Source organism: Streptobacillus felis (assembly GCF_001559775.1).
Classification (GTDB): Bacteria; Fusobacteriota; Fusobacteriia; order Fusobacteriales; family Leptotrichiaceae; genus Streptobacillus; species Streptobacillus felis.
On sequence record NZ_LOHX01000313.1, the window covers coordinates 1 to 11,755 of the forward strand.

At 26.9% G+C, this 11,755-nt stretch carries 12 protein-coding genes; 11 read left to right on the forward strand and 1 reads right to left on the reverse strand.

Annotated features, from left to right (window positions below):
- Positions 1-233: 233 nt before the first annotated feature.
- The gene (gltS, locus tag AYC60_RS07335) at positions 234-1,412 is read right to left on the reverse strand and encodes a sodium/glutamate symporter (RefSeq protein ID WP_067323073.1); all 1,179 of its coding nucleotides are present in this window, start codon (positions 1,410-1,412) and stop codon (positions 234-236) included.
- Positions 1,413-1,599: 187 nt separating this feature from the next.
- On the opposite strand from gltS, the gene rplU reads away from it, so the two are divergent.
- The 11 genes from rplU to AYC60_RS07390 all read left to right on the forward strand — a co-directional run bounded on the left by rplU (position 1,600) and on the right by AYC60_RS07390 (position 11,606).
- Entirely contained in the window at positions 1,600-1,896 is a 297-nt protein-coding gene (gene rplU / locus AYC60_RS07340; RefSeq protein ID WP_067323075.1) for a 50S ribosomal protein L21, read from the forward strand.
- A gap of 2 nt (positions 1,897-1,898) precedes the next feature.
- Positions 1,899-2,234 carry a ribosomal-processing cysteine protease Prp gene (locus AYC60_RS07345; protein ID WP_067323077.1) on the forward strand — a complete coding sequence of 112 codons (336 nt, stop codon included), beginning with the start codon at positions 1,899-1,901 and terminating at the stop codon, positions 2,232-2,234.
- A complete protein-coding gene (gene rpmA, locus AYC60_RS07350; protein WP_067323080.1) occupies positions 2,231-2,521 on the forward strand; it encodes a 50S ribosomal protein L27 in 291 nt (96 codons plus the stop codon). Before AYC60_RS07345 ends, rpmA begins: the two co-directional genes overlap by 4 nt.
- Positions 2,522-2,573: 52 nt before the next feature.
- A complete protein-coding gene (nth, locus tag AYC60_RS07355) occupies positions 2,574-3,221 on the forward strand; it encodes an endonuclease III (protein WP_067323082.1) in 648 nt (215 codons plus the stop codon).
- 2 nt (positions 3,222-3,223) lie between these two features.
- Entirely contained in the window at positions 3,224-4,351 is a 1,128-nt protein-coding gene (locus AYC60_RS07360) for a D-alanyl-D-alanine carboxypeptidase family protein (protein WP_067323084.1), read from the forward strand.
- Positions 4,352-4,361: 10 nt separating this feature from the next.
- A complete protein-coding gene (gene rapZ, locus AYC60_RS07365) occupies positions 4,362-5,165 on the forward strand; it encodes an RNase adapter RapZ (protein ID WP_067323086.1) in 804 nt (267 codons plus the stop codon).
- Positions 5,158-6,921, forward strand: a complete 1,764-nt coding sequence (gene uvrC / locus AYC60_RS07370) for an excinuclease ABC subunit UvrC (protein WP_082762600.1) — start codon at positions 5,158-5,160, stop codon at positions 6,919-6,921. Before rapZ ends, uvrC begins: the two co-directional genes overlap by 8 nt.
- 67 nt (positions 6,922-6,988) lie before the next feature.
- Positions 6,989-8,509: an ABC transporter ATP-binding protein gene (locus tag AYC60_RS07375; RefSeq protein WP_067323088.1), complete on the forward strand. Its 1,521-nt coding sequence runs from the start codon at positions 6,989-6,991 to the stop codon at positions 8,507-8,509.
- Positions 8,502-9,593 carry an ABC transporter permease gene (locus AYC60_RS07380; protein WP_067323091.1) on the forward strand — a complete coding sequence of 364 codons (1,092 nt, stop codon included), beginning with the start codon at positions 8,502-8,504 and terminating at the stop codon, positions 9,591-9,593. The genes AYC60_RS07375 and AYC60_RS07380 overlap by 8 nt, the downstream gene beginning before the upstream one ends.
- Positions 9,594-10,454 (forward strand): ABC transporter permease, encoded by an 861-nt coding sequence (locus tag AYC60_RS07385; RefSeq protein ID WP_067323094.1) that lies wholly within the window; start codon positions 9,594-9,596, stop codon positions 10,452-10,454.
- A gap of 129 nt (positions 10,455-10,583) precedes the next feature.
- A complete protein-coding gene (locus tag AYC60_RS07390) occupies positions 10,584-11,606 on the forward strand; it encodes a BMP family lipoprotein (protein ID WP_067323097.1) in 1,023 nt (340 codons plus the stop codon).
- Positions 11,607-11,755 lie beyond the last annotated feature (149 nt).

The window sequence follows — 11,755 nt, forward strand, 5'->3', positions numbered from 1 at the left end:
AAGAAAAAATAGAGAAAATATAGATTTATATAAATTAAAAGAAGTAGTAGCATAAAGTATAAGTAATATTTTTTTATTGAGGGTATAAACCCTCAGTTTGGTGCTGCACAAAATTAAGTATATTTATTTAGATTGAAATAAAAGGTTAAAAATTGTTAAAAAAAATGGAGGATTCTAAAAAATTTAGAATTCTCCATAATTTTTTTAGGCTATTTCGGAACAGCCCCTTTTAATTAACTAAAATAATGTATAAACATTGTTATTATACTAATGTTGAAGAAATCTATAAATAGTGATCCTACAATAGGAACGACTAGAAATGCAAGTTTTGAATAACCAAACTCATCATTTACTGATTTCATATTTGCTAATGCATTAGGTGTTGCACCCATACCAAATCCTAAATGACCTGCAGATATTATTGCTGCATCAAAATTTGAACCCATAATATTAAATGTAATAAATCTTACAAATAAGTATGCTGTAATTACTTGAGCTAATAATAATATAGCTAATGGACCAGCTAAATCAAATAACTGCCATAATTTAAGTGAAATTAATGCTACAGATAAGAATAAGTTTAGAGAAATACTTTCAAGTATTTGAATTTCTTTCATAGGTATTTCTTTGTATAGTATGTCTGATAAATTTCTTATTATTGCAGCTATAAACATTGGGCCAATATATACAGGCATTTTTAAGCCAATTTTTTTTAACCAATAGTTTAATATAGTTCCTATACTCATTGATAATAATAAAATGAAAAATGCTTTTGCAAATCTTTCTTCATCAAGTTCATGTATTTCATCATTATCATTTTTATTATCTTCAGCTATATCAGAAGATTTAAGATTATATTTTTGTATAAGCTGTTTTGCAAGTGGTGGTCCAATTAAAGAACCAACTATAGTACCGAATGTAGCAGCAGCTATTGCTATTGTTTTTAAACCATCCATAGGTATGTTTTCAGATATAGCTATTGAAGTGCCGTGTCCACCAGTCATTGGAGTTGAACCTGTCATTAAAGCTATTAATGGATGTATATTTAATACTTTACCTATAATTATAGCAATAGTATTTTGGAATAATATTAGTAGTACTGCAACGAATAGAAATAAAGCTAATTTTATTCCACCTTTTTTTAATAAAGAAAAACTTGCATTAAAACCTATACTAGTGAAAAACATTATCATAAAGAAATTTTGTAAAGTAGTATCGAAATTAAATTCAACTATATTTAAATATCTTAGTATTAATGCTATAATAGAAAATATTATACCACCAATAACAGGATTAGGTATGCAATATTTTTGAAAAAAACTTACTCTTTTTTTAAGTTTTATACCAATAATTAAGAATATAACAGCTATTCCAACTGTTTGTATCATATCAAATTCTAATATATATTTCATAAATCCTCCTTTATATTTTTCTATAATACAATAATATAATAAAAAAATCAACTAAAATAAGAAAAATCATTTATTTATATACAAAAACAATTGACAGTGATAGTATAAATGTGATATTATACTATGTACGCATGTGTTAGGTGGCTAATACCTAAAGCAGCGATTTTATAATTTCGGAGGTGAACAGATGTTTGCAGTAATTAAAACTGGAGGAAAACAATACAAAGTTGAAGTAGGTTCATTATTAAAAGTTGAAAAATTAGCCGTAGAAGTTGGAACTGAAGTTTCATTTGAAGAAGTATTAATGGTAGGAGATAAAGTTGGATCACCATTAGTAGAAGGAGCTAAAGTAGTAGCTGAAGTTAAAGAGCACGGTAAAGGTAAAAAAGTTATCAACTTTAAATACAATAAAAAAACATACTACAGAAAACAAGGTCATAGACAACAATATACTTTAATAGAAGTAAAAGATATTAAAGGATAATTATGACAAATATTGAATTTTCTGAAAAAGAAGATAAAATTGTATCCTTTTTGATAAAAGGACATACAGAAGCATATAATTATGGTGAAGACATAGTATGTGCATCAATTTCTGCCACATCTATTATGACTTTAAATGGACTAATAGAGGTGTTGAAAATAAAGAAATTGAATTATGAAATGAAGGATGGATATATCTTTTGTGATTTAAGAAATGTTAGTGAGGAAGATTTAAATAATGCACAGTCTTTATTAAAGTCTTTATCAATAATGCTTAAAACAATTTCTGAAGATTATCCCAAAAATGTACAATTTAGAGCTAGGAGGTATGGAAAATGATATTAAAGTTGAATTTACAATTATTCGCCTCAAAAAAAGGACAAGGGTCTACTAAAAATGGTAGAGATTCTAATCCTAAATACTTAGGAGTAAAAAGATATGATGGTGAAGCTGTAAAAGCAGGAAATATAATTGTTAGACAAAGAGGAACTAAATTCCACCCAGGTAACAACATGGGACTTGGAAAAGATTACACTTTATTTGCATTAATTGAAGGTTACGTTAAATTTGAAACTTTCAAAGGTAAAAAAAGAGTAAGTGTTTACCCAGAAAAAATAGTTAAATAATAAATAAGAAAAGCCTTTTTGTAAAAAAAGGCTTTTTTTTAAAGGTGAATATATGACTAAAAAAGAAAGAATAAGTAAGGTATTAGAAATACTAAGAGAAAAATTTAAAGAACCTAAGATAGCTTTAGATTATTCTAATGAATACCAATTAATGGTTGCAGTAATTTTATCTGCACAATGTACTGATAAGAGAGTTAATATTGTAACTAAGGAATTTTTTAAAATTTTGAAAAAACCAGAAGATATGCAAAAATTATCTTTAGAAGAGGTTGAAAAATATATCAAATCTACAGGTTTTTATAAAAATAAAGCATTAAATTTAAAAGCTAATGCAGATATGCTTATAGAGAAATATGGTGGTGTTTTACCAAGAAGTATGGATGAATTAATTAAACTTCCAGGTGTTGGTAGAAAAACTGCTAACGTACTTTTAGGCGATTTATGGGGTATTAGAGCCGGAATAGTTGTTGATACTCATGTTAGAAGGCTTTCAAATTTAATTGGTTTTGTTGATAATGATAATGTAGAAATCATAGAAAAGGAACTTATGAAAATAGTTCCAAAAAAATCATGGTATGAATATTCTCATTTCTTAATATTACATGGTAGAGATAAATGTATTGCAAGAAGACCTAAATGTAGTGAGTGTGAAATAAATAATTATTGTAAATTTAATGAAAAAAATAGAAAAAAGGTATAGATATGAAAAAAATATTAATTATTATTTGTTTTTTAAGTTTAAATTTATTTGGTCTTGAACTTAAAGAAAAAGAAAGATTACCAATAATTTATACATCTTTTTTAGATGGTACTGAAATTATGAATGTAAATTCTGAAATTGAATTTCCAATAGCATCTTTAACTAAAGTTATGAATGTATTAGTGGCAAAAGATCAAATTTCTAGAGGTAATTTTTCTTTAAATGACAAGGTATTATTTGATAGGTATACATCTTTTGTAAGTGGGGGTGCAATTTCAGTATGGCCAGGTGATAATAGCTATACTTTAGAAGATTTAATGAAAATTCAAATAATTTTCTCTTCTAATAATGCAGCATACGCTACAGCAAAGCATGTAGGTAAAGGTGATATTAATAAATTTATTGATTTGATGAATGAAAAAGCACAGGAAATTGGTATGAAAAATACTAAATTTTCATCACCTGCTGGGTTACCACCAAGACTTAATAAGGGATTTGGCATGGATATTTCTACAGCAAAAGATTTATACACATTAACAAAATATGTAATTGAAAATACAGATATATTAGATTATAGTAATAGAAGTAGTATTAGTTTTACAAAAAGTAGAGATCCTCAAAGAATATATCATAGTAGAATAAGTATGTTAGGTAAATATGGTATACTAGGTTTAAAAACAGGTTTTCATGAAGAATCAGGGTTTAATATTATATTAGTTTCTAAAATGGGAGATAGTACTATTATATCAATTTCTCTTAATTCTGAAACTGAAAAACAAAGAGAAAAATTGCAAAAAGAAATTTTATCTAAATTAATGGAAAAATTAGAAAAAATTGTAGATAAAGAAAATGCTTATTATTTATTTGATGTTAAGGGGTATAAAAATAAAACTATAGAGGGATATATTAAGGAAGATGTTAATATAGTTAATCTTGGACAAGATATTTCATATAATATAAAACTAAATGAAATTAGTGGTAATATTAATAAAGATGATGAGATTGGGTTATTAGAGGTAATAGTTAATGATAAGTTAATTACAACTAGACCTATATATGCAAAAGAGGATAATAATAAATTAAATTGGTTTGGTAAATTTATTAGATTTATTAGTTTTGGTTTCTATTAAGGAGTAAATTATGGATAATAATATATTAATTCTTGGTCTTAGTGGATCAGGTAAGACAACTGCATTGAAATATTTAGAAGATAATGGATATTATGTTAGTTTAAATTATCCAATTAATCATGTACTTGAAATTGAAGATAATTCTAAAAAGGCTATAAGCATTTCTATAAAAAGTGATGATGAAATTGATGTTTTAGAGAAAATAATTATATCAAAAAAATTTATAGTTATATTTTTAGATGCAAGTAATGAAGAACTAGTTAAAAGATATGAGCTTTTAAGAAGAACACATCCATTTTTAAATGATGTAGACTTAAATAAAGCAATTAATGCTGAAAGAGACTTTTTATTACCACTAAAAAAATATGACATTAATATTATAGACACTACTAGACTTAAACATAAAATGTTATTTGAAATAATAGAAAATACTATTTTTTTAAAGAAGAAAATATTGATTTCTTCTTTTGGGTATAAGTTCGGAATACCTCAAGATGCTAACTATGTTTTTGATGTTAGGTTTTTAGATAATCCATATTATTTAGAGGAATTAAGAGATAAAACTGGGAATGATGAAAGTGTATATAATTATGTTATGTCATTTGAAGATAGTAATAAGTTATATGATAAGATAAATGATTTTTTTGAATTCGTATTACCTATTTATTTTAAAAATACTAAAAATAGTATACATATAGCTATAGGATGTACAGGTGGTAGACATAGATCTGTAACCTTAGTAAATAAGTTGCATGATGTTTTAAAATATAAATATGATGTATTTAAAATACATAGGGAGATTGACAATGATTGATATAAAAAGCATTCCTACTAGTCCAGGGGTATATATAATGAAGGATATTTCTGGGAAAATAATATATGTAGGTAAGGCTAAAAATTTAAAAAATAGGGTAAGTTCATATTTTAACAATCCAAAATCTTCAATGAAAACTTTTGAATTAGTAAAACATATAGATGATATAGAGTTTTTTCTATGTAATAGTGAATTAGAAGCTTTGATTTTAGAAAACAACCTTATAAAAAAACATTTGCCTAAATATAATATATTACTTAAAGATAATAAAACTTATCCTTATTTAAAAATAACTAATGAAAAAATACCTGAAATAAGTGTGGTTAGAAGTAGAAAACATTTAGAAGAAAATGAGAGTGCCTATTTTTTTGGACCATATCCTTTTAATATTAAAGAAATGATTAAGTTATTACTCATAGCATTTGATATGCAGTTTTTTAACATAGATATGTATAATAAAAAGATAGTAGGGAGTAATTTAAGGTATAATAATAGAAAAGAATTGTATTTTGAAAATTTAGAAGATGAAAATAGGTATATTGAAAATTCTAAAGCTATGATAAACTTTTTAAAAAACAAAGATATAAGTATAATAGATAAGTTACATAAAGAAATGATAGAGTATTCAGATAATCTTGAATATGAAAAAGCATTAGTTATTAGAAACCGTATTGAAAAATTAAATTCATTAATAAAAAATCAAATTATTGAACATAGTCAAGAAGTTGATGAAGATGTATTTGTATTTAAAAATATTTCTAATAACATTTTTATTTGTGTATTAAATATAAGAGATGGTAAAATAGTAGGAAAAAATAGTCTTAAAGTTGAAAACAAGTATGATGAAAATGATATATTTGAAACAATATTTCTTTCGTATTATGATAATAAGAAAATACCTAAGAATATTATTGTTGAAAGCAAGTACAAAGGAAATATTCAATTAATAGAAGAGTATTTCTTTAAAGAGAAGAAATATAATGTTAAATTACATAGACCTATAATAAAAAGTAGGAGATTAAGTTTATTAGAACTAGGTATTAAAAATTTAGACTATTCTATAGATGAATACTTAAAAACAGAAAAGGCTATTGCAAAAGGGTTAATTGATTTAAAAAAGGTATTAAATTTAAAGAAATTACCTAAAGTAATAGAATGTTTTGATATATCTAATATACAGGGAAAAGATGCTGTATCAGCAATGAGTGTTGCTGTGAATGGTAAAGCATGCAATAAGAGATATAGGCATTTTAAAATTACAATAAAAGATACACCTGATGATTTTATGATGATGAGGGAGACACTTTTTAGAAGATATTCTAAATTAGAAATAGATGAATTACCTGATTTAATATTAATAGATGGAGGTAAAGGTCAATTAGGTGTTGCAGTAGATGTATTAAAAGAATTAGGTAAAATAAATTATGTGGATATAATAAGTATAGCTAAAAAAGAGGAATTAATATTTAAAGCTGGTGAAGATATTCCATATATATTTGATTTAAATGATGAAGCTTTAAAAATATTAATAAGGACAAGAGATGAAGTACATAGATTTGGTATTACTTATCATAGGAAACTTAGATCAAAAAGAAATATTAAATCCATATTAGATGAAATTACTGGTATAGGTCCAAAGAGAAAAAAAGAATTAATTTTAAAATTTGGTAGTGTTAAAAATATATTTGAAGCAAGTGAAAAGGAGTTGCTTGAGATAGTTCCGCTAAATGTAGTTAAAGAAATAAAAAATCATTAAGATGTTTTGCATTTTAATATTTTATGTTGTATAATAGATTAGGAAAAGAAATTTATAGGAGGAAGCAATGAGTAACTATATTTTGGAAATGCATAATATTAGAAAAGAATTCTTCGGTGGAAAAATTGTAGCAAATGACGATATTACATTAAGAATTAAAACAGGCGAAATTCATGCTATTGTTGGTGAAAATGGTGCTGGAAAATCTACTTTGATGAAAATACTAAATGGATTATATGATCCAACTTCAGGTAAAATTTTCTATAAAGGAAAAGAAGTAACTATAGATACACCAACTGAAGCTGCAAAATTAGGAGTTGGAATGGTTTATCAACATTTTATGTTGGTTGAAACATTAACAGTTGCAGAAAACATGGTATTAGGGTTTGAACCTATTAAAAATAAAGTATTTTTTGATTTAGAAACAGCAAGACAAAAAGTTAAAGAAGTTTCTGAAAAATATGGATTAAATATAGATCCAGATGCAAAAGTAGGAGATTTATCAGTTGGGATACAACAAAGAATAGAAATTTTAAAAATATTATTTAAAGGTGCTGAATTACTAATATTTGATGAACCAAGTGCAGTACTTACTCCTCAAGAAGTTATAGAATTATATGGTATAATGCGTAATTTAATTAAAGAAGGTAAAACTATAATTTTCATTACACATAAATTACAAGAAGTTTTAGATTTATCTGACAATATTACTGTTATACGTCGTGGTAAAGATGTAGGTAATTTAAAAACTACAGATGCTACTAAAGAAGAAATAGCAAATATGATGGTAGGAAGAGAAGTTTTATTTGATATTAAAAAAGAAAAAGTAGAAATTGGTAATACTTTAGTTGAATTAGAAAATATAGTTGCCTTAAATGATCAAGGTGCTGAAAAAGTAAAAGGAATTTCACTTCAAATTAGAGAAGGTGAAGTTCTTGGTATAGCTGGTGTTGAAGGTAATGGTCAAACTGAATTAATAGAAGTATTAGCTGGATTAAGAAAAGCTGAAAAAGGTTCATATAAGATAGATGGGGTTGAATTAATAAATACTACTCCAAGAAATATTAGATTATCTGGATTATCTCATGTACCTGAAGACAGACATAAAAGAGCAACTATAGATGAGTTTACTGTAAATGAAAACCTTATCTTAGGTGATATGGATAAATATGTAAATAAAGGTATAATTAACTTTAATACAGTTAATAAAAATACAAAAGAAATGATAGAAAAATATGATATAAGACCAGTTGATGGAACTGTAATATATGGTGGTTTATCTGGGGGTAATCAACAAAAAGTTGTTATCGCTAGAGAATTAGAAAAAGAAAATAAATTTATAATAGCTTCACAACCTACACGTGGAGTTGATATAGGTGCTATAGAAATGATACATAATACTATATTACACGAAAGAACAAAAGGTAAAGCTATACTGGTTGTATCAGCAGAGCTTACAGAAATAATGACTTTAAGTGATAGAATAGCTGTTATGTATTCTGGAAAAGTAGTTGGATTATTAAATAGAGAAGATGCAACTATGGAAAAATTAGGAATACTAATGGCAGGAGGTAAATTAGATGAATAAATTTAAGAAAACTTTATACAATATTTTACCATCATTATTAGCTGTATTTATAGCACTACTTGCTGGAGCTATAATAATGATGACAAGAGGAGTTAATCCTTTAGAAGCATATTTTGCTATGTTTAAAAGTGCACTTTATCAATCATCACCAAAATTTCCGTTTAACGGACTTGCAAAAACATTAGTATTTGCAACACCATTAATGTTTTCAGCTATAGCGGTTATGATTGCATTCAAAGCAGGATTATTTAATATAGGAGTACAAGGTCAATTAGTAGCTGGTGGTTTAGGAGCAGTACTTGCAGGAACTTTTGTAACTACATATTTAGATAGTTTTGGTATTTTAAATATTCTAATTTGTTTATTTGTAGCGGCTTTATTTGGATTCTTATGGGCATCACTTGCTGGTTTTTTAAAATCTAAATATAATATACATGAAGTAATTAGTACTATTATGTTAAATTATATTATGACTAACTTACAAAGATATTTAATAAACCCAGTTAACGGGCCTTTAAAAGATCCTACAACTAATAATAATATTACAGAAAAAGTATTTGAAGCTTCAAGATTACCATTATTCTTTTATGATCAAACAAAACAAAATTTAAATTTAGGATTTATAATAATAATTGTAATTATAATACTTTCATATTTCTTTTTTGAAAAAACAAGATTAGGATATGAAATTAAAGCAGTTGGATTTAATCCTACTTCATCTGAAAATGCAGGTATTAACCCTAAATTAGTTGCATTTATTGCAATGGGACTTGCTGGAGCTATTGCTGGTCTTGGAGGAGCAGAAAGAGTTCTAGGAGGAGCTGCTGAATATAGATATACAGACTTTATTATGGGAGATTATGGATTTACAGGTCTTGCCATTGCGTTGTTAGGTAAAAATAATCCTATAGGTATATTCTTTGCAGCTATTTTCTATGCTTCACTTGAAATTGGAGGTCAAACTCTACAAAGACAATTTAATATTGATAAAGAAATAGTATTTATAATCCAAGCATTAATAATTATATTAGTTGCTGCAGAAAACTTATTTAAATATATATTAAATAAGAGAAAGGGGAAATAAATGGAAGCACTAAAAATAATATTAATACAAACTATTACTGTTGCACCTCCGGTTTTAATTACAGCCGTTGGGGCTTGTTTATCTGAATTATCAGGAGTTACTAATATAGGATTAGAAGGAATGATGTTAACTGGAGCTTTTACAGCAGCAGTTGTTAACTACTTTACAGGTAATCCATATTTAGCTATAGTATGTGGTATGGTAGTTGGTGCTTTGATGTCACTAATTCATGCCGTTATAAGTATACATTTAAAAGGTGAGCAAATAATTAGTGGGGTTGCTATTAACTTATTTGCAGTTGCTGTTACTTCATATTTGATTAAAGTGATATTCAAAGCTTCAGGATCTACACCTGCAGCATCTAATCACCCAAATAATTTATTAGTAATATTTTTAATATATTTATTAGCAATACTTTCATATTTCTTAGTTTATAAAACAGTTTTTGGTTTAAGATTAAGAGCTGTAGGAGAACATCCATTGGCGGCTGATACAGTAGGTATTAGTGTATATAAATATAGATATATAGGAGTTATTTTATCAGGAGTATATGCGGGTCTTGGAGGAGCATATATGACTACTGTAATACTTTCAAGTTTTACTAATAATATGTCAGCAGGACGTGGATTTATGGCCCTTGCAGCAATGATATTTGGAAGATGGAATCCTTTAGGAGCAATACTTGCTAGTTTATTATTTGCTTTTGGACAAGCAATATCAGATTATACTAAAGCAAGTGGAGGTAGTGTTCCACAAGAATTCTTAGCAATGATCCCTTATTTATTAACATTAGTTGCATTAGTAATGTTTGGTCGTAAATCAAGACCTCCTAAAGCAAGTGGAAAACCTTACGAAAAATAATATATGTTTTTGTACCTATAATTTTTGTTATAGGTACTTTTTTTAATTTACAAATTTAAATAAAAGTATTGATTTTTAGTAAAAAAAATAGTATAATTAGTTGCAACAAATATTTAGGAGGAATTTTAAATGAAAAAATTATTTGGAATTTTTACAATTTTATTAACTTTCGTTTTTGTTCTATCATGTGGAGCAAAAACTGAAGAAGCACCAGCTGCTGAAGCAACAGGTAAAAAAGTTGCTATAGTTTATTCAACAGGTGGTAAAGGAGATAAATCATTCAATGATTCAGCTTTTAGAGGAATGGAAAAAGCTAAAGCAGAATTAGGTGTAGAATTCTCAGAATACGAACCTAAAGATCCATCAGTAGAAGCTAAAAACCAATTAACTGAATATGCTCAATCAGGAGAATATGAATTAATAATTGGTGTTGGATTCACTATGAAAGAATCTGTAGAAGCAGTTGCTGGTGAATACCCAGATCAAAAATTTGCTTTAATTGATGATGTAATCGAAGGTAAAGACAATGTAGTTTCTTTAATGTTCAGAGAACAAGAAGGAGCTTTCTTAACAGGTGCGTTAGCAGCAATGATGACTAAAACTAATGTATTAGGATTTGTAGGAGGAGTAGAAGCTCCAGTTATCCACAGATTTGCTACAGGATTTATTCAAGGTGCAAGACACGTTAACCCTGAAATTACTATCTTAACTGCATATGTAAATGGTTCTAACCCATTCAACGATCCAGTTGCTGGTAAACAATTAACTGAAAGTATAATTGCTCAAAATGCTGATATAGTAATGCACGCTGCAGGAGCTACAGGAGCTGGAGTATTTAAAGCTGCTGAAGAAAAAGGTGTATTCGCTATAGGGGTTGACTCTAACCAAGATGGTGAAGTTCCAGGAACTATCTTAACATCAATGATTAAAAATGTTGATGTAGCAGTATTTGAAACTATCAAAGCAGTTGTAGAAGGAAGCTTCGAAGCAGGAGTTAAATACTTCGGTATAGCTGAAGATGGTGTTGGAATTACTGAATTAGAATTCACTAAAGATGTAATTGGTCAAGAAAATATTGACAAATTAAACGCTTTAAATGCTGAAGTTAAAGAAGGTAAAATTAAAGTTGATGAAAATGGTCCTTTAAAATAAGGATATATAAGGGGCTGTTCCGAAATAAACAGTCTAAATAAACAAAAAAAGCCAGAAATAAAGCTGGCTTTTTTTGAACTAAAAACACGCATAAACATTGATAAAATCACTGTTTTATGGTATAATTAGTTATGCTAAAAATACAATTA

Excerpts from the sequence above, each read along its gene's own strand:
- AYC60_RS07375 (WP_067323088.1), top strand. The coding sequence starts at position 6,989 with ATGAGTAACTATATTTTGGAAATGCATAATATTAGAAAAGAATTCTTC.
- AYC60_RS07345 (WP_067323077.1), top strand. The coding sequence starts at position 1,899 with ATGACAAATATTGAATTTTCTGAAAAAGAAGATAAAATTGTATCCTTT.
- rapZ (WP_067323086.1), top strand. The coding sequence starts at position 4,362 with ATGGATAATAATATATTAATTCTTGGTCTTAGTGGATCAGGTAAGACA.
- AYC60_RS07390 (WP_067323097.1), top strand. The coding sequence starts at position 10,584 with ATGAAAAAATTATTTGGAATTTTTACAATTTTATTAACTTTCGTTTTT.
- nth (WP_067323082.1), top strand. The coding sequence starts at position 2,574 with ATGACTAAAAAAGAAAGAATAAGTAAGGTATTAGAAATACTAAGAGAA.
- uvrC (WP_082762600.1), top strand. The coding sequence starts at position 5,158 with ATGATTGATATAAAAAGCATTCCTACTAGTCCAGGGGTATATATAATG.
- AYC60_RS07385 (WP_067323094.1), top strand. The coding sequence starts at position 9,594 with ATGGAAGCACTAAAAATAATATTAATACAAACTATTACTGTTGCACCT.
- gltS (WP_067323073.1), bottom strand. The coding sequence starts at position 1,412 with ATGAAATATATATTAGAATTTGATATGATACAAACAGTTGGAATAGCT.
- AYC60_RS07360 (WP_067323084.1), top strand. The coding sequence starts at position 3,224 with ATGAAAAAAATATTAATTATTATTTGTTTTTTAAGTTTAAATTTATTT.
- rplU (WP_067323075.1), top strand. The coding sequence starts at position 1,600 with ATGTTTGCAGTAATTAAAACTGGAGGAAAACAATACAAAGTTGAAGTA.
- rpmA (WP_067323080.1), top strand. The coding sequence starts at position 2,231 with ATGATATTAAAGTTGAATTTACAATTATTCGCCTCAAAAAAAGGACAA.
- AYC60_RS07380 (WP_067323091.1), top strand. The coding sequence starts at position 8,502 with ATGAATAAATTTAAGAAAACTTTATACAATATTTTACCATCATTATTA.